The sequence below is a fragment of the Pedobacter psychrophilus genome (assembly GCF_001652725.1).
Taxonomy (GTDB): domain Bacteria; phylum Bacteroidota; class Bacteroidia; order Sphingobacteriales; family Sphingobacteriaceae; genus Pseudopedobacter; species Pseudopedobacter psychrophilus.
The window spans coordinates 347,220-372,528 of the sequence record NZ_LWHJ01000027.1 but is presented as its reverse complement, the minus strand read 5'-3'; the positions used below and the strand labels follow the sequence as shown (position 1 = coordinate 372,528).

Here is a 25,309-nt window from a genome sequence, read left to right as displayed (position 1 = left end):
CACCATGTGGCAACTTTATTTGTGAGATGTCTCCTATCGTCGACATGACGTTGTTTTTTATTTATCAGTTGACATAGAATAAGGAAAATCTTCCTTTTTGCTTCCGCGAGTTTTATTCGGCTCGGCAGTCATCTCAAAATTAAGGACTGCTCCTTTTTGCAATTCTGAATGGCTTAACCAATTTTTACTATAAGGTTTTCCATTCAATGTCATGCTTTTTACATACTTATTTTCATCGCTGTTTTTCGGTGCATTAATTTCGATGGTTTTGCCATTGGCTAAACTCACCATGATTTTTTTGAACAAAGGCGCACCCAAAACATATTGGTCGGTTGCTGGCGTTACCGGATAAAATCCCATTGCCGAGAAAATGTACCAAGCAGAAGTTTGTCCGTTATCCTCATCTCCACAATATCCATCAGGTGTGGCCTTGTATAACCTATTCATAGCTTCTCGAACCCAATATTGTGTTTTGTATGGGGCGCCTCCATAATTATAAAGGTAAATCATGTGTTGTATAGGCTGGTTTCCATGAGCGTATTGGCCCATATTGGCAATCTGCATTTCTCGAATCTCATGAATTACCCCGCCGTAAGCACTTTCATCAAAAATGGGTGGCATAGAGAAAACAGAATCTAGTTTTTCGACAAATTTACGATAACCTCCCATCAGTTTTGCGAGTCCGTCCACATCCTGAAAAACCGACCAAGTATAATGCCAGCTGTTACCCTCTGTAAATGCCCCGCCCCATTTAAATGGACTAAAAGGACTTTGAAAACTCCCATCTTTATTTTTACCACGCATTAATCCGCTTGCCGGATCAAACAAGTTTTTATAATTCATGGCTCTTTTTTTATAAATTTCTATTTCGCTTGCTGGCTTATTTAAAGCTTTACCTAATTGGTAAATGGCAAAATCGTCATAGGCGTATTCTAAAGTTTTGGCCGCATTCTCACTTACTTTTACATCGAAAGGCACATAACCCAGTTCGTTGTAGTATTTCACCCCATCACGTCCCACTGCCTCCATTGGGCCTTCATTATTTGCACCATGTTTTACGGCTTCCCACAAAGTTTCCACATCGTAACCACGTAAACCTTTTATATAAGCATCTGCAACAACCGAAGCTGAATTATTCCCCACCATAATATTGGCATAGCCGGGACTGCTCCACTCGGGCAACCAGCCGCCTTCTTTATAATCGTTCACCAAACCTTCCTGCATTTCTTTGTTAATTTCTGGATAAACAAAATTCAGGAAAGGATACAAAGCTCTAAAAGTATCCCAAAAACCTGTCCCAGCGAACATTCTGCCGGGCAAAATTTTACTGTTATAAGGGCTCCAGTGAACTATTTCATTGTTTTTGTTGATTTCATACAATTTATTTGGGAAGAATAAGGCTCTATATAAACAAGAGTAAAAAGTGCGGGTTTGCTCATCTGAACCGCCTTCTACTTTAATTTTACTTAATTGCTCGTTCCATTCTGCTTTAGCTTTCGCTGATGTTTGCTCAAAAGAATCACTACCAACTTCTTTCGTCAAATTTAATTCAGCTTGTTCAAGACTGATGAACGATGAAGCTACTTTAGCATTTACTTTTTCTCCTTTTTTGGTTTTAAAACCGATGATTGCCGCAGTGTGTTTATTTTGTAGTTCTTGGGTTTCTGATAAAAAATCTTTTCCATCCCAAACTCCTGACGAAGAAAAATCTTTATCAAATTGAATGACAAAATAATTTTTTAGGTTTTCGTATTTCCCTCTGCTATATCTGGAATTATAACCCACAATCTTTCTTTCTGAGGGAATAATTTTCACATAAGAACCTCTATCAAAAGCATCAATAATAACATAAGAACTGTCTGATTTTCCAAAAGTAAAACGGAACTGCGCTGCCCTTTCGGTTGGTGTAATTTCTGTGGTGATGTCATGATCGGCCAAGTAAACGCTGTAATAATAAGGTTTGCTTACCTCCGCTTTATGCGAAAACCAGCTTGCTCTTGCTTCTTGACTAAGCTTTAATCCGTTTACTGGCATAATGGAAAACTGTCCGTAATCATTCATCCAAGGTGACGGCTGATGCGTTTGTTTAAACCCTTGTATTTTGTCGGCAGTATAAGTGTACATCCAACCATCACCCATCTTTCCTGTTTGTGGCGACCATAAATTCATGCCCCAAGGAACTCCGATTGCAGGATAAGTATTGCCATTGGATAAATCTGGTTTAGATTGAGTTCCCATAAGTGGATTTACCATTTCTACCGGATCAAAGGATGTTTTTTTTTGAGCAAACAAACTAAATGATACGAAAATTGAAAGTATAGCTAATGTTCTTTTCATTTACTTCAAATTTAAAACAATGTTTATAGAGATTTAAAATTAGAATAATATACTTAAAGTAGGGCTCAACATTAGCATCTTCTTTTATGAGCAAAGTAATTATCTTTAATAGGAATTACTTAAAAAGAAACAAGTGAAATTTCCTCCATTGTTACCCAATTAATTTAAAGGATTTGGATACATTTATTCATTTAATGCTTACCAAACATCTATTATTTCGTTCTAAAAACGAGAAACCCTTGCAAAAATTTAATTTACAAGGGTTTAAAAATTTGATTGCAATGTTAAGAGGGAATACATTTATCAATTAAACGGTTTTTGATCTTTTAGAGGTTTAAAGAGTTCTATAAATGAATAAAATCAAATTGCCTATTTGTAACATAAGCGCCCATTAGCAGAGTATTTTATAACCTAAAATAATCTTAGTAAATTTTACACAATAGTTTATCTAACACATCTAAATCCCATGTTACTCAAGCCAGAATCATATGAACTTTTCATCCTTCGGGCAACTCTGTAGCCAGAGCAATAACTGTCATTGCACATATAAGATCCTCCTCTCGCAACTTTTTTAGGCGCATAGGGTTCATCCGGATCATAACTATCCGCAGGCCCTTGTGGATTCTTTACTCCTTCTGGCTTAGTCACAGACTGGTAATAATCATTTCTATACCAATCTGAGCACCATTCCCAAACGTTGCCTGCCATGTCATATAATTTATATCCATTTGGTGCAAATTGTTTTACTGGAGCTAAATCCATAAAACCGTCTCTTCCAGAGTTAGCATTTGGGAATGCCCCATCCCAAGAATTTGCTTTTGCTTTTCCCACAGCAATTCCTTCATCCCCCCATGGATATATTTTATCTTTCATTCCACCTCTTGCTGCAAATTCCCATTCTGCTTCTGTCGGTAATCTTTTACCTGTCCATTTACAATAAGCACTGGCGTCGTCCCAACTGATGTGAACTGCAGGATAATTCTCTTTCCCTTTGATATCAGAATCGGGTCCAGAAGGATGCTTCCAGTTTGCGCCCTGCACCCAACTCCACCATTGAGAATAATCATTCAAATCAACCGGATGGTTTGGCGGCGTAAAGACCAGTGATGCTGCAACCAATTGACTTTCGTCTGGTTTTGGAGTACCCGGGGGAACTTGCTTTTTTAATTGTTCCCAATCTGGTTTTGTCTCTGCTGTTGTTACATATCCAGTAGCATCAACAAATTTTTGAAATTGTGCATTGGTTACCTCATGCTCATCCATATAATAGGCATCCACAATTACTTTATGTTTCGGATATTCATCTTTATCTGCTTGTGCATTATCACCACCCATCAAAAATGTACCTCCAGGAATAAATACCATTCCTTCTTTGGATGTATCTCCGCTAAACTTTATTTGTATTGCGGATGTTTGTTGCACTTTTAATGTATCCGCATTATCAGTAGCTTTTTTATCTTGATTGCAAGAAAAAAAACTTAATGCCCCTATAAAAAATAATCCCTTCAAAAAATATGGTTTCATAATAGTAGATATGTTTTTTTAAACTTAAGAATAATTATCATAATTGATTGTTCGTGGAATTTAAAAATTAATTTTAAAACTCTTTATCGCCAAATTCACTGCCTGGCAATTTAAGTTTTCTGGATAATTTATTGAGGTTGAAGCTAAAATTTAGCATAAAAATATCCGTTTCGTAAATATAATTAGTGGTGGTAAAAAAATCAGCACCAGACGTAGTAATTCTTTGTTTGTTACTTTCATTCATTCCTAAATCTATATTTTGCCATTGTAATAAAGCGGTTAGCCTTCCATCTAAAAAAGTTTTTTTAAGTGACAAATTGGGTATTAAAAATCTGGAATCTTCACCTTGAACTGTTGGCCTGCTAGAAAGGTAATTTACATTACCCTGCATACTCCAATTAGTTGAAAGGTTAACATTAGTATTAAAGTTAACAGAATATACAAAGCCATTATTGTTAACATTAACTGCATTTGTTAAAATAGAACCTTTGATATTATATTGATAAAAATTTGCTCCTAAATATAAACTCCAGGATTTTGTGGGTTCTAAGTTAGTACCAAATTCCAATCCGTATTTTTGGGCTTTGCCAGCATTAGTAAAAATCCTGTTAAGAACAGTATCAGCAAAAACACTGTTGACTCTTTGAATAGGATTTTTAATATCCTGAAAATATAATGTTGTAAAGAATGAACCTTTGTTAAATGATTTTATAATACCTGTTTCTGCTAAATAAACAAACTCAGGTAATAAATTCGGATCTCCCTGTTCTAAAGTTTCCGAATGCTCTCTTTCTTGAATTGGGTTCAGCTCAAAATTATTATTTCTTTGCACCCGTCTGCTCACTCCTACTTTTAATTTATAGCCCTTTTCTAAATCATAAAGTATACTTGCCGAAGGAAAAAGATTATTATAGTTCAGTTTAAAATCATTATTAATATTTGAGACTGTTAAATCTCTTTTGGCATTTTCATAACGCAATCCACCCACATATTCAAGCTTTTTGGCTTTACCAGAAAACTGGCCATAAAGTGAGTGAATATCATTTCTTGATTTCACGTTTCCAGTAAATAAAGGAATGGTTGTAAAAGGACCACCAAAATAGCTTTCTCGATAAATGAAATCGCCATCTTGCTTATCCATCCTATATTGGTAACCAAATTCTAGTTTTACTGCCCCAACATTTACGCTGTAATCCAGTTTTACCCTTAAACCATTTAATGGATTTTCATATGTGCTTAATGTGTTTTGCGCTGTGTCAGCCCCTTCAATATTTCTATTTTTAGTAGAGCCATAAAGTTTATCATATTCATATAAGGTAGAAAAAGTCAGAGTTGATTTATTGTTAAAAGTATGTGTATAATCTATATTCCCTAAAACAAAATCTCCTTGCTTATTTTGAAGGTTAGAGTTAAAATACTGCTTTCTCCCAACTACTTGTCCGCTAGAATTTGTTTTGGTATTGTTATAATAAATATCCGCCAGTCTATCTTGAAACTTGTAGCCTGCGAAAAAACCTAAAGAAAAAGCATCATTTTTATTTGGATTAAACCCGATATTGAATCTGCCTCCGTAATTGTATTTATTAAAACTACGTTCTCCGTTTGATGGAAAAGTTGTTTTTAAATTGTTATTGATGGTAAAAACGTCTCCTTCCCTAAAACCTGCATTATCATTTCTAAGATAGTTTGCACTTGCAGATATGTCCCATTCTTCTTTTCTATAATTAAAAGTAATATCTCCTCCGTAACGCTGTTGATTTTCTTTATTTCCGAAATCCGTAGTGCTTAGCAAGCCACTTTGTATATTGGCAATCATTGATACTCCGTCGCTTGCTCCTTTTTTAGTAGTAATATTTAAAATTCCTCCTTTTCCATCTGCGTCATATTTTGCGGATGGTGCATTAATAAATTCTATATTCTCTAAAGTGTTTGCTGGTAGCTGACTTAAAATCGTTTGTGCATCTCCCTGTACAGGCTTGCCATTTATCAACACTAAAAAGCCTGTAGAACCTCGTACTGAAATTTCACCTGCTCCGTTTACTGCAACTGATGGTAAGTTCTTTAAAGCGTCAATGGCAGTTCCTCCTTTTGCAGCAGCGAACTGATCGGCTTTGTAAATTTGTTTATCAATTTTATTGAAACTTTGGGTTTGCTGACCTGTTATTTTAACTTCGTTTAAAAACCTTGCATCAGGGTTTAAATAAATTTTTCCAAGATCAAGATTTTTACCTGTGAGATTTATTGCTGATATTATTTTAGAATCATACCCCAAAAACTGAACTTTAAGATAGTAACTTCCTTTCTTAATTCCTTTTATAATAAATTTACCATTTAAATCTGCAACAGCTCCGTTGAGTAAAGTGGAATCTACTGAATTATAGATTGATACACTAGTAAATTCTAAAGGCGTATTGCTTGTTTTATCGATGATGATTCCTTCTATTGAAGAAGTTTGAGCTAAAATTTGAAGTGGAAATATAAATAGGCATAGGTAAAAAAGTTTATTCATGATAGCAAGACTTATTTGCGAATAAAAGGATTAATCAAATAACTCCTTAAATAGAAAACTCGTATTAATAAAATAAAAATTAGTCTACCTAACCTTTTATTTCTAAATTAATTTCAAGATTGTTTTTACTGCTCAAACGCTCCTCTATCAGGTTTACTTTCTGAACGTTTCTTATTTAAAAGATCAGTTTTGACTGGGATGTCATTAGTTCCGGAATTTATAATTTTGCTTCCTTTTTTTAATCTGAAATCGGCTTTCCTTAAATCATTATCAACTTTAACAAACTCAGGATTTATCATTAAATCATTTTCTCCTGAAAATACTTCTTGTTTATTTGGATAAACATTATAATCCCACTTTATATTAGTGTTTTTACTGTCGGATGTTACTTTACCATTCGGGCGGGGAACAATAATGTTATTTAGGATGGTTATATCCTCACAATTATTTGGAAATAACTCTTGATAACCTACTGTTTGTCCGTTCCAATAAGTGGTGTTATTGATGATATCTACATGTTTAGTTCTAAAAGTATGGATTCCAGAGCCACCATTATAGGCACTTATATTATTGGCAATCAGCGCTCTACCTTTCCATTCAGGACGTAAAGAAACTTTAATCTTGGCAGGTTCAATAACAGATTTTATTTCTTCTATAACAGCATCTGCATTAGGGTTGGTAGCACCACCTCTTTTTTGGTCTGTAACATCTAATAATATTCCGTTACCATCACTTAATTTCCCAGTTCGCTCCCATGGTACCAATGTTTTATTGTTCCAAACATAATTTCTTTGAATAACAATGTGATAACCAGGAGCATCATCAAATGCCCAATTATTAAGCGTGGTAATTCCGGAACCTGCATAGCGCATATACCATGCATTATTATAAACTTCACAATCTTCAACTGTGACATAATCAGCCTCTAAAATGGTAATCCCTCCGCCTGGACATTTCCCTATCTCGCAGTTACTAATGATAACATGATGTGGCTTTTCTTTTACTCTACGGCCTTCTACAATGATTCCATTGGTATTATATTTTGGGTTTGGAATGCTATTTTTCGCATCTGCCAAAGCATCTAATAAAGTTAATCCATCATTTTGACCAATAATGCTGATGCCCTCAACTTTTATATAAGATGCAGAAATTTGTATTCCTGCCCAGCCAATTGGGTTGATGGTTGGTTTACAATCGGGCAAAGCTTTAAAAATAATCCACGCATCAGGCGTTCCTGATGTAGTAACAGAAAGCACTGCACCATTATCTTGCGTATTGCTATTAGAATAACTTCCTCCCCCAATTAAAACCACATCTCCTGGTTTAGCTATGTCTGCAGCTTTTTGTAAAGATTCTAATGCGCTTTTTTCTGATTCGCCACTATTTTTGTCATTTCCATTAACAGAGACATAAATGTTTTTTGCTATAGCTGATGAGCTTAAGGATAGACTTAAAATAAATAAAACCGTATTTCTTATTAAATTGATTTTCATAAATTGATGGTTTTTTCAATAACAGAACTGTTTTTAAGCATTGATCTAGAGGGCTGTCCACCTCCCATTGTGATTTGAAGGTTTCCTTTTATAGGAAAAATTTTACCATCTGCATCTACTTCAGATAAATCTCTGCTATTAAGTGCTATTTCTACGGTTTTACTTTCTCCCGATTTTAGGTTAATTCTTTTAAAACCTTTTAAAGATCTAATTGGTGTTTTAAAATCAGAATTTTGATGTGTTAAATACAGTTGAACCACTTCTTCTCCAGCTATTTTTCCAGTATTGGTTACCTTAACCTTCACCTTTAAATTGTCTTTTTCAGTTCTAATCACCTCCATATTACCATATTTAAATCTGGTATAGCTTAAACCAAAACCAAATGGATACAATGGTTCTCCCTTAAAATAACGATAGGTTCTGTTATCCATCTTGTAATCCTGAAAATCGGGTAAATCATCTACACTTTTATAGAAAGTAATAGGTAATCTGCCAGCGGGATTATAATCACCAAATAAAACATCGGCGATAGCCTCCCCGCCTGCTTGACCTCCATACCATACTTGAACAATGGCTGGCAAATTTGCCGCTTCCCACTGAAAACCGATGGCACTACCTGATAGGTTAACAAAAATTACTGGTTTACCTGTTGCTTTAAGTGCTTTCATTAGTTCAGTTTGCGCTTTTGGCAAAGCTATATTGGTCCTATCACCTCCTTTAAAACCATCAATCTCCACAGGCATATCTTCTCCTTCTAACCTTGCCGAAATTCCTCCAGCAAAAATAATTACATCTGCATCTTTTACTCTTTCTGCTATGGTTTCTGGTTTTTCTGTTATGATTTTACCTAAGTCTAATTTTACTTCGGCGTTATCTGAATATTGCCAATATTCTAAAACTATCTTGTAAGATTTCCCTTTTTCGGCATTAAAAGTATAGTACCCATTTCTTGTTCCTGCTTCCTTAACTTTTTTATCATTAATAAATAAGCGAGAACCATCATCTGCTTTTAATTCAAAAGTATATGTTGTTGTTTCTTGAGGCACAAAATTAGCAGTCCACCTTACCCCCATATTTCTAGCTATAATTTTATCAGCTATTTGTTCGCCATCTCCCCATTGGTGGTCAATATTTGGCTCTTGTCTAGTAAAAGCTGGTTCGCCTTTAAAGGTGGTGTTTTGAAAATACGCTGCTTGAAAACCGTTTTTTCCGTTGAAATTAAATAATTGATTGTCTTTAATAGGTTTAAAAACCTGATTATCAGTTAAATTAACTCCTTTCTCGTAAATGATTTGGGCATTGGTTTTACTTTTGATTCCTTCTAAAATACTGCTTATTTTTGATGGGTAACCATAGTAATTGGCTAGCATTACTTCTTCATCTGCAGCATTTGGACCTATAACCGCAATTTTTTTAAGGTTTTTACTTAACGGTAAAATATTTTTAGCGCTTTTTACAAATGGTTCGTTTTTTAATAGAACTATAGATTGGCGAGCCATTTTTAAGGCTAATGCCTGATGTTCTTTATTCTCTAAAACTGAAGTATCAATTTTATTGAATGGCACCATTTCCTCAGGGTCAAACATCCCCAAACGGAAACGAATGGTAAATAATCGTTTAACTGAAATATCAATTTCTTTCTCCGTGATTTTGCCATCGCTGACTGCTTTTAGAAGCGCAAAATAAGAAGGTTGATTGGAACACTCGCAATCAGTACCATGCAAAACAGCATCTGCAGATGCACTTTCTGCATCGGGATGGGTTTTATGGGTTTTATAAAAATGACCAATACCGCCACAATCTGAAGTAACATAACCTGTAAATTTAAACTGGTTGCGCAAAATATCATTCATTAATAAATCACTACCACAACAAGGCTGACCTTCAAACCTGTTATATGCACACATCACACCGCTTACTTTAGCATCTACAATTAAATCTCTAAATGCGGGCAAATATGTATCCCATAAATCATGAGAAGAAACTTCGGCGTTATAAGTACTTCTATTCCACTCTGGCCCACTATGTACCGCAAAATGTTTAGCACAAGCCGATGCTTTTAAGTATTTAGGGTTATCCCCTTCTAAGCCTCTTACAAAAGACTTACCTAAAGCGCCTGTTAAATAAGGGTCTTCTCCGTAAGTTTCTTGGCCACGCCCCCATCTTGGATCTCTAAAAATATTGATATTTGGTGTCCAATAAGTTAAGCCCAAATAAATCCCTGTTTTTCCCTGACGTTTAGAATCGTTGTAAATTGCCCGGCCTTCTAATGCACTAAAATTGGCCATTTGAAACAACGAAGTAGTGTCCCAAGTGGCGGCCATTGCAATGGCTTGTGGATATGATGTTACATGATAAGGACTTCTAGCTACACCATGCAATGTTTCGTTCCACCAATTATATGCAGGAATTTCTAAACGTTTGATTGCTGGCGCATTGTTAACCATTTGTCCTACCTTCTCTTCCAGCGTAAGCAAACTCACTAAATTATCAACCCTATTTTCTATCGATAAAGTGGGATCTTGAAAAGGATATTTGTATTTAGAATGAAAAGAAATGGTAATGGTAGCTACCGTAATTATCACCAATAAAATACTTAGCTTAAACTGCTTTTTCATAGGTTTTATTTTAAAATAATTGTGTTTGCGGATAATGAATATCTTTTAATAAGTGTCTATTATTGATACTTAACCAGGCTTTTATCCGCAATTAAAATTGGTGCATCGTAAACAGGGATATTTTTAAAAATGTATTTAATGCCGGTTTTTGTCCAGTTGCTTTTGGGGATTTCATAAACCTTTCCAGTGATTATATCCACATATACAGGATTATCCATATTGCCATTTAGGATGGTAAAATTTATATCTTTAGTTTCTATACTGTTAGTTGGTAGGTAATCATCCACCCAAATGGTAAAAAGCTGCTTTTTAGAATCTTTGTTTTCATAACCATAAACGGCAAAACTTCTATCGCTACCTGTAGAGTAAAGAACATTTCCGTTTGTTGGAATATCATTGGTATTAAATGTTGGATGTGTACTTTTTATTCTTTGGAATGAGTCGTCAAAAATGGAAGTGATATTTTGAACAGCGTAATATGCAACTTTTGGTCGCAGTGCTTTCTTTGTAGAATCTGATTTGATGAGCCCTTTAACGTTTAATTTTTGTATAGGACCAGCAGTGTAGGCTATTTCAATAATGGTAAAAACACTGCTTTCAATATCATGCCCTAAATCGCCTAACATTCTGCGGGTATTCCATTTGGCTTGTGAAAGCTCTGACCAATCATGATCCGCCAAAGCACCTCCCAATCGTGGTTCTGATGGAGCACCGTTTTCTCCTTGTCTTAGTTTTACTTTGGTAGAATATTTTTGTAAGGTTAACCTTAACAATTCTACTTTTCCGTAATTCGAATCTGGATTATAGACATAATCATGATAGGTCATGTTATCAAATAAATCTAGTTTCTTTTTTTTATAGAGGATTTTAAAAAATTCATCGGCATAAGCCAAATTAATATGCCCAATTGCTAAACCAGAAACTTTGGCATTGGATTGTGTTTTTTTGATGATATCAATAGTTCTGATATTTAAAGCAGCAGTTTTCTCTGGAGTATTATCGGTATTGTCTCCAAAATTGGGTTCGTTCCAAATTTCCCAGTCAAAAACTTTGGTTTTATACCTGTTCACTGCTGCGGCCACCCATTTATCCCAAGCTTTTAGAGCCTCCTCAGAATGTGGCATTCCAGCTCCCAAGTTTGCACCACCACCACCTTGGTATAAATGATTTCCATAAGATAATTGGAGCCATGGCGATAATCCTTTGCTAACAGCATCATTTATAATATAATCAAGCCAAGCCCAATCATAAACGCCTTTTACTTTTTCGGTTTTATCCCAACCACCTTGTAATCTTATTTTTTTTATCCCCAACGGCACTAAATAATCCTTGTACGCATCGTAATTGGCATAATCTCTATCTAATGTTTCGCAGCCTAATAGCCAATTAGAAGATTTTATTTCGTTGGTGTTTTTTGGTTTTAATGTCCCTAAATAAGTGAAAGGTATTTTAATTCCCGTATCTACCCTATTTCTAGTAGTGTCAATTTTCTGGCTAAAGCCGATGTTATGATAAGCTAAAAATATAAAGAGGAGCAAAAAGCTTTTTAGGTTTTTATTCAATTTCATTTTTTAAGGTGTAAATTTTGATGCTTAATCTATTCTAACAATTCCAGAACCTGGGACATTGATTTTAAAAAGACCTTTGAAGTTTACTTTTTCTTTTTTGATGATATTTCCAGAACAATCATAAACGGTTAAATTTCTTGTCCCAAAATCTTTATCCATATTAAAAACAAGTTGATCTTGGTGTGTGGCATTAACAATCATGCTTTTTTTATTAATTTTTTGTGGATTTAAAGTCGAATTCTGATAAGCCACAATCACAGTTTCATTATCTAAAGAAGTTTCTGACCAGGTATAAAAAGCTTCTGGACCGTAATTAAACGCTTCGCCTCTGGTAAGGGTTTCATTAAAATCTCTCCATTGACTCAATAAAAATTTTAACATTTTTAACTGATTTTTATCCATTTTGCCCAAATCCGTTGAAACCTGCGGAACGGACAACATGGTGTTTAACAATTGTAAAGCAGACATTGCTGGTTTTTCTTGCTCATTCCACGCTAATGGATCGGCATGAACCACTTGGTTATTTAAATTTCTTATGTCTAAAGTACGCGTTCTGTTCTCTAATATATCATTGGGGCAATCAATAGCCCTAAACATATTTGCATATTGTTGTAATATAGGGTTGGTATAAAACTGTCTAAATTCTATCAAAACATCCTTATTATTTGCCTTGCAACCATTGTAAATATCAGCCAATAATTTAACAGTTGCTTCTTCTACACTTTCATAATCGCGACCATCTCCGTAAGCCATTTTACCGGCGAAACGAGAATTCATCAAATCCATAAAATCTATTTTGTAACCGTTTATACCCGATTGCTTCATTAAAGACACCAATCTATCAGTGAGATATTTTCTTACTTCTGGAAAACGAGGATCAGGTACCCAAGCTGCAGCCCAATCTGCTTTATAAAGCATTTTATTTTTCAGTTTAGCATAAATTTTAGATTTTTCACCAATCATAGTTGGACCAACCCAAAGCATATAATTCATGCCCATGTTTTGCACTTTTTTTACATGAGATTTAAAATCTTTAAACCTTATCGTATCAACTTCCCAATCGCCATTGTAAAGGCAATATCCCGCTTTTGCATCTTGTGCTTTTTGCCATCCATCATCAACTATTATGGTTTCACAGCCTAATTCTTTAGCCAGTTTAGCTTGTCTTTCTACATTTTCGGCATTTACACCATCGGCTTTAAGCGCATACCAAGTACAGTAAAACGGCAAATGTGCTGCTTTTGGCACAGAAGCAAAGTTTAAGTTATTTTCTGTTTGCCACCATTTTAATAAATCTTTTTGGGCTGAATTATAATTTATATCCCTATGATCTAACCTGATTTTAACTTGATAAGAAGTCAAAGACTTGGTAGGATATTCAAATAATCCCATCCTTATCTCAAAGCCTACCCCATTATCTTCATTTTCGCCGGCTAAAAATGTGATGGGATACGTGAGTTCTGATGCTGCAAGTGTAAGTCTGTTTTTATTATTGTTATTGATAAAAGTGATGCTTGGCTGATCCATAGTTGCAGAGGTAAATTTTGATTTTGCAGCAAAACTTACCGGAATCATTCGGGATATTGGATAATTATATAATGAGGTAGCATTGCTTTCTGCATTTGCACCATAAGGCGACAAATAACTTTGAATATCTATTGATGGCTGTTTAAAATTTATACTAATTGGTTTTGGGATGGCTTTTTTTGATGCTGATAAATAAATGTTTAAGTATGTAATACCACTTTCTGTTGATACGCTTACTGTTCTTTTAAAATGATCATCATTACCATTTACAGCTAGTTCTAATCCATTTATTGGATAAACTTGAGCATTTAAATGGATTGATAAAGCCATTAAAAAAATAAAACATTGGAAACAAATTCTCATGAATAGTAAATTTTATAAAACATTAATATTTAATTATTTATCCTTAATAGCTTAGTCAAAAAAAACGACGGCAAGTAAAACTTGCCATCGTTAACCAATTTAAATTAAAACTTTAACCAATTAATTTTTAATCAATTTGATGATAGACTTTTCTCCGTTAAGCACCTGTATAAAATAAACTCCAGCTTTTAACTCGTTTAAATCTAAAGATGTTGAAGTGCTATTTTTTTCTATACTTTGTATTTTCAATTCTTTACCACCTAAATCAATCACGCTAATACTAGCTTTTTCTAAACCTGCAGCATGTTGTACCGTTAAAGGACCTGTTGTTGGGTTAGGGTAAATTACTACGCTTTCTGTTTGTAATAAAGAAGATTTGATAGCTATTACTTCGCTATAATCAAAAGTACCATCATTATCTACTGATTTTAAACGGTAGTAAAGTGTTCCTGCTGCGCCATTAAAATCTATAAAGCTGTAATTGCTACCTGTAGTAACTCCTTTAGTTAATACTGGAGAACCTACCGCTGTAAAAGCTTTGCCATCTGCACTTCTTTCTACCACGAATTCTTTAAAGTTAACTTCTGATGATGTAGCCCAAGTTAATTTATTATTTCTTCCTTGTGCTTCCCCTTTGAAAGAGGTTAATTTGATGGGTAAAACAGTAGAACCTGGAGTAAATGCTACCCCTCTAAAACCGTAATTTGTACCTGCAGTTGCTAAAGTTATAAAAGATGAGTTAACTCCATCTGTCATTGCTACTGTACGAGCGCCAGCATCTGTTATCGCAACTAAAGTATTATTTGAGCCTGTATTATTACCAGTAACAGCATAAATAACTGGCTGCCCTAATGCATTAACATTTACAGCTATAGAAGATAGTGCATTACCAGCAGCCGCATAATTCCCTGCTAAAACCCAATTGGTTCCATCAAAGAACCATTTTTCTAAACCATTATTGAATTTAGCTATATAAAGTAAATCCCATCCAGTGCTTAAATAGCCTACAGAATTATCCACATTTAAAAAAGAAAAACCACACAAATCGTGATTTGTAGTTATACCTGGTAAATTTGTAGCGGTTACGGTACTTGTTGGTAAAGCAGTAGTTGTAAAGCGTATAGGAGTTGTACTAAAGCCAGAAGCAAAATATAATTGTCCACCATGTAGTCCTATACTTCTTGAATTTTGACTAAAAATTAATGTAGATGAAGTAGTTTGACCAAAAGGTACGTATTCAACCCTAGCTGCATTTAAATAAAATGAACTACCATCTGTAGATATTGCACCTTTTACAGAACCATTAGATTGAAAACTAGAAGATGGAAAGTTGGTTGTGTAATCAACTGCACCAGTGTTATTTACTCTTGCAATAACTTTATTACTGCTAAATCCTTGCCAGTACGCACTATTTAATGTGGCAGTTGCCGTTGCGCCAGTACCAGCACCAGAGCTTGTAATTGTTACTGTTGGGGCAGATGTATAACCACTACCTGCATTAGTAATTGTGTAACTACTAACTCCACCTGATGTTATGTTTGCAGAAGCCGTGGCGGTTACGCCAGCTGTTTGAGGAGCAGAAATAGTTACAGTTGTTGTACTAAAAGTATATCCACTTCCTTGTGCTCCTACAGTAATGTTTGATATACCTTTGCTTGTTGCTAATTCACCAGCGGCAACATCGTAACCAGCTAGTGAAAGGAAATTTCTATCTGTAGATAAACTTATTTGCCCTTCGTTTAGATTTCCTCCGATAGTTAATCTACTTCCTGTAGTACTACCTAAAGTTACTGTTTTTATGGGAGTAGCCTGATTTACACCAATTGTGGTGAACTCTAACAAACTAATTGGAGCTGTATTAGCAGAAAGAGCGGTTGAACCATCTCCTACTCTAGTAACTACTAAATTGCCAGAAACAAAATTTTGCGCAAAAGTTGTACTAGTACAAAATATTAACGCAAATAGAAAAACTGTTGATGAGTAAATTTTTTTCATTTTTAAAGGTTAAAAAGGTTAAGTCCAACAATTTTAAGATTTTAGTTAGGACTATAATTATAATTAGTTATCCAAAACTATATAATTGAATACTTTAAAAATTTAATTGAATTTGCATTAGCTTGAACTATTTTTGCGTAGTCAATATTTAATCTTTATTTAACTGCAAATCGGGAATTTGTGACGCTAATTTTCGGCTATAATTGTCACTTCTTTATTTATTTTATCAAAATGTGAGAAGCTGATTTTTTGCGTTTTACCCTCTAATTTTAGTGTAATCTTATAATTTCCATTAAAAACCGTGGTGGTAATTTCCCCATTGCCAGAAGTTGCTTTTTCTTCATTTGTTACCCATTGCTTGGTTACTAAATCTTCCCAAACTTTTGCATTTGGCTTAGGCGACCAGTCTTTCCTAAACATGGCTGCATCTGGCTTCCAATGAGAGCCTTGCCAAAATCCCCACATGGTAAAGCCGGTTACGGCGGGGTGGCTAAAACAAGCAATTAAAAAATCTCTGGTGTAATCTGCCTGTAGTTCTTCATCAGGCATATTGATATCAAACTCGGTAATTTGTATGGGTAAATTTACATTAGCCATTACATCTAAATCGGTTAAAACAGATACAGGGTCGCGAGGTTGCCTACCTACATGCCCTTGAATACCTACTGCATCTATTGGTGCGCCATAAGATTTCAATTCTTCAATTAATGCTATAAATGTTTTAATGGTTGCAGGACTAGAAACGCTGTTTAGCATTCCATATTCGTTTAAAAAAAGCTGAGCATTTGGATCAATTTGTTTGGCTAATTTATACCAATCTGCAACGTTAGTGCGGGGCATTACATTAAAATAATCTTTTTCATGTACCATTTCATTTACCACATCCCAAGCCACTACTTTTCCTTTGGTATAGTTTGCAATGTTTTTGATGTGATTGGTGATGCTATCGTTTAATCCATCTACAAAACTGGTTTTGGTTTTAAATTCTGTAGGAGTGAATTTTTTGCCAGGCCAAACTAAATTATGCCCTCTTAAATTCAAATTTTTGGCTGAAATCCAGTCTATGGCTTCTTTGGTGCAATCTCTTCTTTTGGAGTCTATCCATTGCCCCCATTTTAAGCCATTACCAATGGTTACGGTATTAAATAATTGGGTGATTTTACTTTTATAGATGTCAACCTGTGGATTATCCTGACATAATAAATCGGCATTAACCTCGGTGCCAAACATAAAATCAGATTTTACCATATTGATAGAAACTTTAGCTCCTTGTATGGGATTGCCATTTTTATCAACCACCTTAATCAAAATAGGAGTTTTTCTTATTTCATCAATACGATTTAAAGCTTCCTTTCTCCAAAGAGCATTATTGTCCCTTCCTGTATAAGTAAATTTTGTTTCGGGCAGCTCTACTTTTTTAATGCTTTTGGCAAAATTGAGAACTGTTATATCTTTTAACTGAATTTTTTGTGCCAAAGCCCCAAATGACAGGCAAATGGTAGCACTTCCAAGTGGTAGATCTTGTTGAGCAATAAATGGGATATTGTATTCTTTCCACTCGGGGCCTGCACCCAAAGCTAACATGATACTTTTTTCGAAATTTTTACCATCTTGCACATAAAAATTCACTTCGCCATCTCCCGATTCTTGTTTGGCGTAAATGGCTTTCATCATAAATCGAGCTAATAAAACATCGCCTTTTTTAATCGACGAAGAATTTTTCCAGCTAAGCTGAACCCCATAATGAGAGCTTAGCGCTTTGATAACCTCTACTTCAAAAACAGGTTGATTATTTGTATTGGATAAAACTTTTATAACACTTGGAGAAGCATTGCTATTCCCATCTTTAAAAACATAATTGCTAGCTGCATTTTTAGGAAAAACATCTGTATTTGCTATTTTTTGAATAGCTGTAGGTAAAGGATTTAGCTTTTGTGCCGATGTAGTTTTAAATAAAAAGACTAGGACAAATAATAGGGTTAAGTTTCTCATTTTTTTTAATTGAAATATTCTCAAATTCAATGTATCCATTTTATGATTTGTATGAGTTGTGCTTTGTAAATATTTTAAAACACCGCTGTATGCTTTACATTAAAATTGAATAAACTGATGATGGTTAATTTAGGAATTGTAAAAATGGAAGATTTACAGGAAGTATAATTTAACTCCATTTGCAAACAATAACACTATTTTGCTTTATGCTAATCTTTAAGAAGTTGAAAGGAGAAAAGATGATTAGATACTTCAATTTATGACTAAACATTAGGTGCTAATTATGTATTATGTAAAGCAAAAAATGTGCAATCGCGTTATAAATAAACATCTTACTTTCGCATAAAACCAATTTACATCAGCTTATTAATTTAAATTGTTAATACGCGATCACTAGTGTAATTTCTCAGAATTCTAATAACTTTTTGGATATAAATGATGAAAAAAATAACTTTTTTTACAATTTTCTTTTTACAACTAATCAGTTTTGGTTTTGCACAAGTTAGCAGCCAAGCAAAAGGTTTTGTGGGCATCAAAGGACTAGATTTGATTAAGCCAAATGGCGAAAAATTATTTATAAAAGGTATTAATCTGGGTAATTGGTTAAACCCCGAAGGATATTTACTACTCCTAAAAAATAACGCCGATTCTTACCGATTGATAGACCAAACCTTTAAAGAAATAGTTGGTGAGGCTGTTACCGATAATTTTTGGAGAGAATTTCAGCAGCATTATGTTACCAGAGCTGATATTAAATACATCCGCCAAACAGGGATGAATACCGTACGTATTCCTTACCATTATAAGTTACTAACCGATGAACCTTTTATGGGTTATGCCTCTAAAAAACATGGCTATGGCGTTTTAGATACGGTAATAAAATGGTGCAAAGAAGAAGGATTGTATGTAATATTAGATCTTCATGATGCACCGGGTGGGCAAACTGGAATAAACATTGATGATAGTTATGGTTACCCTTGGCTATTTGTTACCGAGCAGCATCAACAACAATTTTATCAGATTTGGAAAGAAACTGCAAAGCATTATCGAAATAATAAAACAGTTTTGGGTTTCGATTTATTGAACGAACCCATAGCATCATCTTTTTTCACAAAAGATACAGCCATGTTAAATGTACAATTAGATAACTTGCTACGAATAGCTACTCAAACCATAAGAGAAGTTGATAAGAACCATTTAGTTATAGTGAGCGGAAGCAGATGGGGACAAGATTATTCTATTTTTAAAGATTGGAATTACGATGATAAATTAATGTTTACTTGCCACCGCTATCATTGCGATACTACTGAAGCTGGCATTCAAGATTTTTTAGATTATCGTAAAAAGTTTAATCGGCCATTTTACATGGGAGAAACAGGGCATGAACCTGATGAATGGATAGCAAGTTTTAACCGAATGCTTGAAAAAGTAAATATAGGTTGGACTTATTGGCCTTACAAAAAAATGGGGAACTCAACCAGTATGCTGAACATTAAAGAGCCTGAAAATTGGAATCTGATAGTAAATTATGCGGCAGCTAATAGAAACTCTTTTAAATTGATCAGAGAAACCAGACCAGATCAAGTTTTAATTAAACATGCTTTAGCACAATTGATAGAAAACCTGAAACAAAAAAACTGCCCTGTAAATGCGGGTTATATCAAAGCATTGGGAATGAAACCTTGATTTTATTAAAAAAAATAAAATCAAAATAAACAAATATTAAAACTAAAAAGTTCAATAACAGCATATTATAATGATAATTGTAAAATTTATAAATAAAACTTATGTAAATAGTTTCAAAGAATACTCAGAAATTCATAATTTGAATTATTCATAAACTGCATTTTCAGCAACCGTTCTAAATTCATTTAAATCTTTTATCACACTATTTATTTTTGCTGTTATTGATGCGATTGCAATTTTTCCTAAGGGTAATCGTAACGGTGGATTTTCTAAATTAGAAATAGCTAATATTGCTTCTGCTGCTCTTAAAGGGTCTCCTTCTTGTTTCCCATCTACAGCTTTCATTCGTTTTCTAAACTCGCCAGCGGTTTCGTTATAGTCGGTGATGACGGCCTCTGCTTCTTTAAATGCGTTTCCGACAAAATTAGTTCTAAAAGGTCCGGGCTCAACAATGGTTACTTTAATGCCTAAAGGCTCAACTTCAATTGCTAATGCCTCACTAAAGCCTTCTAAAGCGAATTTACTTGCATTATATATTCCAAAACCTTGAAAGGCTTTAAAACCTCCGTGTGAAGAAATTTGAATAATGTGCCCATATTTTTGTTTTCGAAATATGGGTAATGCGGCTTGTGTAACTTGTAATGTTCCAAAAAAATTAGCCTCAAATACTTCTCTAACTTCTTTTACACTCGTTTCTTCTATTGCACCTGCAAATCCAAAGCCTGCGTTGTTTATCAAAACATCAATTTTGCCGAATTTCTCTTTTACGATTTCAAATACGTATTCAATCTCGATAGGATTTGTGATATCTAGCGTTAATGCGAAAGCTTTATTCTTATGCAGATTGTTAAAGGCATCTGCTTGGGATTTTCTACGGAAAGTTCCTATCACAAAATCGCCTTGTTCAATAACGGTTTGGGCAAGTGCCTCACCCAAACCGCTTGATATGCCTGTGATAAACCAAATTTTATTTTTCACTTTTTAATTTTTTTAAGTTTTCTAATAATTCTAATTGTAGATTTTGAAAGGCATCTAATCTAAATTTTCTGTTTTTGCTTTGCACCTCAAAAACTGCTTTAAAGGTTACTCTAACTCTTTTATCACCAATATCATCCACTAAAAATGAGGCTAAATAATTTTGAATTGGCAATGGAGTTTCAATCATTACGTAGTTTATTTTCTTTCTCTTATTATTAAAAAAAGAGACTTTTTCAACAATTTTACCGCCATTTACTAAAGTTAAACTCACGGTACTGCCTTTTCCATTCCCATTAGTAACAGACTCCTTAATAGTTGACGGGACAAGGTTTTTCAAGTTGCTTAAATCGGAAAGATAGATCCACACACTTTGAGCATCTGCGTTAAAAACGATACTATTTTCTACTTCCGCTTTTTCAAATTTTTCTGTTTGAGCAAACGATATTGAGGAGCTGGATAGTAAGAAAAAAATAAACAAAATAGATGTTATTTTATTTTTCATGATGCTTTTGATTAAAAGGTGATACTTTTTCCACCATCTACTCTAATTTCTGAACCTGTCATAAATGTGCTATCGGCGGAAGCTAAAAAAAGTGCTGCATTCGCAATATCTTCCGATGCTCCGAAACGATTCATAGGTATAAGTGCTTGTACGCCAGCGGCAAATTCTTGCAAAATATCTTGAGGGATACCCATTTTTGAATAAATAGGTGTATTTATTGGCCCTGGACTAATGGTATTTACCCTAATATCTTTAGGCGCTAACTCAATTGCTAATGTTTTGCAAAACGATAAAACAGCAGCTTTTGATGCAGAATAGGCACTAGATGTTTCATATCCTAGGTGCGCTAAAACGGTAGCATTTAAAACTATAGAACCACCGTTAGGAATTAATGGTAAAAGCTTTTGTATTGTAAAAACAGTTCCCTTAAAGTTAATTTCCATGTTAGCATCAAAAATTTTTTCGGTAGTTTGCTCAAATGGAGCAAACAGGCCTACTCCTGCATTAGAAAATAAAATATCAACTGTATCGCTTAGTTTCGAAATTTTATTTGGCAAAGCGTTTATATCCTGCATGTTGCCTGCATCACATAAAATACCAAAAGCATTTTGTCCCAATTGTGCTACTGCTTCATCAATTAATGTTTGGTTTCTGCCTGTTATAATCACTTTGGCACCCTGCGCTAAAAATAATTTTGCTGTTGCAAAGCCAATACCACTGTTACCGCCAGTAATCAGTGCTGTTTTTCCAAAAAGTCTCATTTTGTTCTGTTTGAATTTTTAAAACAAGCTTACCATCAAAACCTAGTAGATAAGCTTGTTTGTGGGTTTAAGTTTAGCTTGAATTATGCGAAGTAGCGTTCAGAAATAATTTTACCATCTTTCCAGTCTTGAATAGCTACTTCAACTACATTTAATGTACCTTGAGTGTTATCCAAATCAATTGACCAAACTAAAAAGCTTCTGTTGCCTTTAACAATTTTACCTACTGCGCTAAAATCTCTTACAGCAGTAATTATTGATATTGCCTCTGTTCCGTTTTGTAAAAGTTTCTCTTTTCCGGTTTGTAAAACACCATCTAAATCTATTTTTTGAATATCTTGATGGTAAAATTTTTCATAAGCATCTAAAGGTTTGCCTTCTGCAACTAATGAAATTAATTCGTCTAATGCGTTGGAAATTTCTTGCTCTGTCATCTTTATAATTATTAATTTTTGTTGTCACTATTGACAATACAAAGATGATTAGCAAGCAGCACTTGATGTTATAACAGATACTACCTTATTCGGTATTTTTCGGACATTTGGTTTTTAAAAACTATTGGAGTTTTGCCGGTTTCGGCTTTAAATAGTTTTGCAAAGTACGAACTATCAAAATAATTTAGTTGTGTAGCAATCTCAGAAACCGTAAAATCGGTAAAGGTTAACAATCGTTTGGCTTCCAAAATACTTCTTGCTCTAATTACTTCGCTTGAAGTTTTGCCAGTCACATTTTTTGTGATGAGGTTTAAATGATGAGAGGTGATATTTAAATGGTTGGCAAAAAAAGAAGTTGTTTGATTAGCAGTAAAATGTTGTTCTAATAAATTTTTAAATTGCTTAAAAACCACCAAATAATTTTTAGAAATTGGTTTTTCTGTTTGCGTATCAATACATCTTTGGATTTGAGCTAGTAAAATATGAAGTAATGCTTGGGTAATTGTTTCGCTTTTATCGTGGCGTTTGTGTTCGTTAGAAATTAGCTCAATAGTTTGCTTAATATCTCTAAAATTCTCTTTATCAAACTGAATACATGGATTAGCGTAAAAGTTATCTAAAAAACTTAGCTCAAAAAGTTTGTCTTTATTATTATGATTTAATAAAAAAAAGTCTTCGGTAAAAAGGATTGTACCACCTTTTAATGGTTTCCATTCTTCAAATTGATGTACCTGATTGGGTGAAATAAAAAATAAACTATTTGGCAAAACTTCGTACTCTTTATAATCTATCGTTTGTTTACTTACTCCTTTTTCTGTCCAAATAATTTCGTAAAAAGTATGTTTATGAATGTCATCTACATTAGGTTCTTCCATGTTGTCAAACTGCATAATTTCAAATTCAGTTTGGTTTGATGGCTGGTTTATAAAATGACCGATATTGTAATGGGTAAACAATTCTTTCATAATCTGAAAAATATCAAAGCATGCTTTAGATGAATTTATAAATAGTTATTGGAATTAGATAATTGGGAAATTCATTTTTAAAAAAAATGAATTTCCCAACTTTTTGAAATAGCAACTTATCTTTAACATATCTATTAAATATTGTTAAAATAGCACATCATCACTATACTTTCTATGTTTAGCGATAGGTTACTATTATTGCTTTAAAAAAACATTTTTAATGTGTTATAAAGGTCAAAATTTAAGTTTTAAAAATCAATATTAAATAACCAATTAATAAGCATTGAGAAGAGTTTATTGATATAAAAAGCACTTTATTTACAACTGCAAAAAATCATTAAATGGTTAATTTGGTAGATTGCTAAATTACTCGGTTTACAAGAAATATTTTTTAAAGATGAGGAAATCTAATTCTTCCTCATCTTAAAGAAAATTATTTGATATTATTTAAAATCTGCAATTAGCACATCTCTTAAAAGGCTTGGTTTTTTACCCGTAATAGTCTCCACATTATTGGTAAGGAAATTAACCTTATGATCAGAAATGAGCGAGTATACACTCGTCATATAAGGTGCTATAAAATCTGGTGCTCCAGCTGCTTTTAATGCTTTTGTATATTCTTCTATAGATGGGTTTGGATAGACAATTTGTTTTCCTGTAACTTCTGATAAAAGCGTTGCAGCATCTTGATAAGAAAGTAATTCTGGACCGGTTAATTCATATATTTTTTTTGAATGCCCTGTTGAGGTAAGAACCGTAGACGCAACCAAACCAATATCATCTACATCTATAAAACCTACTTTACCTTCACCAGCGGTAACATAAGTAATACCTCTCTGGGTAATATTTTCCCATTCATAATTTTTAAAATTTTGCGAAAAAAAACTAGGTTTTAAAATGGTGTAATCAAAACCATCGGCTTTTAATTTTTCTTCTATAATGGTATGAAAAGTTAGTGTATCTCCCATTTTTTCGGCACCTAAAGCCGATATATAAACCACTTCTAAAATATTTTTAGCTTTTAAAAAGTCTAAAAATGGCATAAGGACATCGGCTAAGTCATACCTTAACGGAGGGCCTAATAAAAACACTTTGCTTACACCATCTACAGCGTTTTCAAAAGTGGAAATATCCTCAAACTCAAATTTCACAACGTTAATATCTGAACCAAATTTTTCCGCAGCCTCTTCTGGATTACGGCTTGCGATTAAAAAGGAAGCATTTTTTGCTTTTAGGTGTTTTACAACTGCTTTTCCGATGGTACCGGTTGCACCGGTAATTAAGATTTTTTCTGACATGTTATTAAATTTTAAATTATTATAGTTACTTTTAGTAACCCAAAGCTAAATAGTAACTAATGACAAAACAAGAAGGCACAGCAACATTACCTAGTTACCTAACTGTAACTAATGCTGATTTTGAGCACCTTACTGGTACAGAAAAAAATAAAAAATTTTTTGAACTTGCTAATACCACAAAAAATCAGATATGTCCTATTCGTGATATTGTAGCAAGAATAAGCGATAAATGGAGCGTATTGGCAATTTATGGTTTAGGTGGCTATGGAAAACTCCGTTTTAATGAGTTAAAACATAAAATTGGTGATATTTCTCAACGAATGCTCACCGTTACTTTAAGAAACCTTGAGGCAGATGGGTTAATTACTCGAACTATTTATCCACAAGTGCCCCCAAGAGTAGAATATGAATTAACAGAATTAGGGCACAGCTTAATGCAACAATTACAATTGTTTGCAGAATGGGCAACTAAAAATGGGCCTGAGATTATTTATTATAGGGAAAAGGCAAATAAGGTTATAAAAGATAGAATTGCTTGATGAAGATTATTTATAGATTACAGGAGTTTTACAGTTAGCAAAAGAGTTAACATTCCACATTGCATTCCACATTTAAACAACAAATCGCTTCTCTACTTTACCGACTTTTAAAATATATCTTTATTCAATAAAATTCGTTTTCTTTTGACAATAAAATGCAAAAAAGACTATAAAGATTTTATTGAATACGAATCTCCTTAGCATAAAATTATAACGCATT

General features: G+C 33.8%; 17 protein-coding genes. 2 read left to right on the top strand and 15 right to left on the bottom strand.

Going from position 1 to position 25,309, the window contains the following annotated elements:
- Positions 1 to 57 precede the first annotated feature (57 nt).
- From A5893_RS10070 to A5893_RS10030, 9 genes are all read right to left on the bottom strand, one after another.
- Complete coding sequence (locus tag A5893_RS10070; protein WP_068822432.1) at positions 58 to 2,337, bottom strand: GH92 family glycosyl hydrolase; 2,280 nt, start codon at positions 2,335 to 2,337, stop codon at positions 58 to 60.
- A 444-nt stretch (positions 2,338 to 2,781) separates the two neighbouring features.
- A complete protein-coding gene (locus A5893_RS10065) occupies positions 2,782 to 3,861 on the bottom strand; it encodes a formylglycine-generating enzyme family protein (protein WP_068822431.1) in 1,080 nt (359 codons plus the stop codon).
- 73 nt (positions 3,862 to 3,934) lie between these two features.
- Positions 3,935 to 6,370 carry a TonB-dependent receptor domain-containing protein gene (locus tag A5893_RS10060; protein WP_068822430.1) on the bottom strand — a complete coding sequence of 812 codons (2,436 nt, stop codon included), beginning with the start codon at positions 6,368 to 6,370 and terminating at the stop codon, positions 3,935 to 3,937.
- A gap of 125 nt (positions 6,371 to 6,495) precedes the next feature.
- The gene (locus A5893_RS10055) at positions 6,496 to 7,863 is read right to left on the bottom strand and encodes a right-handed parallel beta-helix repeat-containing protein (RefSeq protein ID WP_068822429.1); all 1,368 of its coding nucleotides are present in this window, start codon (positions 7,861 to 7,863) and stop codon (positions 6,496 to 6,498) included.
- Complete coding sequence (locus A5893_RS10050; RefSeq protein WP_068822428.1) at positions 7,860 to 10,481, bottom strand: glycoside hydrolase family 3 C-terminal domain-containing protein; 2,622 nt, start codon at positions 10,479 to 10,481, stop codon at positions 7,860 to 7,862. The genes A5893_RS10055 and A5893_RS10050 overlap by 4 nt, the downstream gene beginning before the upstream one ends.
- Positions 10,482 to 10,540: 59 nt before the next feature.
- On the bottom strand, positions 10,541 to 12,049 hold the full coding sequence (locus A5893_RS10045; RefSeq protein WP_068822427.1) for a glycoside hydrolase family protein: 1,509 nt from the start codon (positions 12,047 to 12,049) through the stop codon (positions 10,541 to 10,543).
- Between the two features lie 24 nt (positions 12,050 to 12,073).
- Positions 12,074 to 13,906 (bottom strand): glycoside hydrolase family 36 protein, encoded by a 1,833-nt coding sequence (locus tag A5893_RS10040; protein WP_068822426.1) that lies wholly within the window; start codon positions 13,904 to 13,906, stop codon positions 12,074 to 12,076.
- Between the two features lie 153 nt (positions 13,907 to 14,059).
- The gene (locus tag A5893_RS10035) at positions 14,060 to 15,934 is read right to left on the bottom strand and encodes a T9SS type A sorting domain-containing protein (protein ID WP_068822425.1); all 1,875 of its coding nucleotides are present in this window, start codon (positions 15,932 to 15,934) and stop codon (positions 14,060 to 14,062) included.
- Positions 15,935 to 16,120: 186 nt separating this feature from the next.
- Entirely contained in the window at positions 16,121 to 17,926 is a 1,806-nt protein-coding gene (locus A5893_RS10030; protein WP_157687538.1) for an endo-1,4-beta-xylanase, read from the bottom strand.
- A gap of 438 nt (positions 17,927 to 18,364) precedes the next feature.
- Here A5893_RS10030 and A5893_RS10025 point away from each other — a divergent pair, with 438 nt between their 5' ends.
- Positions 18,365 to 19,612 carry a glycoside hydrolase family 5 protein gene (locus A5893_RS10025; RefSeq protein ID WP_068822423.1) on the top strand — a complete coding sequence of 416 codons (1,248 nt, stop codon included), beginning with the start codon at positions 18,365 to 18,367 and terminating at the stop codon, positions 19,610 to 19,612.
- A 144-nt stretch (positions 19,613 to 19,756) separates the two neighbouring features.
- Here the strand turns inward: A5893_RS10025 and A5893_RS10020 are convergent, their stop codons facing one another.
- The 6 genes from A5893_RS10020 to A5893_RS09995 all read right to left on the bottom strand — a co-directional run bounded on the left by A5893_RS10020 (position 19,757) and on the right by A5893_RS09995 (position 24,550).
- Complete coding sequence (locus tag A5893_RS10020) at positions 19,757 to 20,590, bottom strand: oxidoreductase (protein WP_068822422.1); 834 nt, start codon at positions 20,588 to 20,590, stop codon at positions 19,757 to 19,759.
- The gene (locus tag A5893_RS10015) at positions 20,580 to 21,092 is read right to left on the bottom strand and encodes an SRPBCC family protein (protein ID WP_068822421.1); all 513 of its coding nucleotides are present in this window, start codon (positions 21,090 to 21,092) and stop codon (positions 20,580 to 20,582) included. Before A5893_RS10015 ends, A5893_RS10020 begins: the two co-directional genes overlap by 11 nt.
- Positions 21,093 to 21,103: 11 nt before the next feature.
- Positions 21,104 to 21,853 (bottom strand): SDR family oxidoreductase, encoded by a 750-nt coding sequence (locus tag A5893_RS10010; RefSeq protein WP_068822420.1) that lies wholly within the window; start codon positions 21,851 to 21,853, stop codon positions 21,104 to 21,106.
- 83 nt (positions 21,854 to 21,936) lie between these two features.
- Complete coding sequence (locus A5893_RS10005; RefSeq protein WP_068822419.1) at positions 21,937 to 22,287, bottom strand: SnoaL-like domain-containing protein; 351 nt, start codon at positions 22,285 to 22,287, stop codon at positions 21,937 to 21,939.
- An 80-nt stretch (positions 22,288 to 22,367) separates the two neighbouring features.
- On the bottom strand, positions 22,368 to 23,252 hold the full coding sequence (locus tag A5893_RS10000) for an AraC family transcriptional regulator (RefSeq protein WP_198342301.1): 885 nt from the start codon (positions 23,250 to 23,252) through the stop codon (positions 22,368 to 22,370).
- A gap of 443 nt (positions 23,253 to 23,695) precedes the next feature.
- A complete protein-coding gene (locus tag A5893_RS09995; protein WP_068822417.1) occupies positions 23,696 to 24,550 on the bottom strand; it encodes an SDR family oxidoreductase in 855 nt (284 codons plus the stop codon).
- Between the two features lie 59 nt (positions 24,551 to 24,609).
- On the opposite strand from A5893_RS09995, the gene A5893_RS09990 reads away from it, so the two are divergent.
- Positions 24,610 to 25,089, top strand: a complete 480-nt coding sequence (locus A5893_RS09990; RefSeq protein ID WP_082911394.1) for a winged helix-turn-helix transcriptional regulator — start codon at positions 24,610 to 24,612, stop codon at positions 25,087 to 25,089.
- Positions 25,090 to 25,309: the final 220 nt, after the last annotated feature.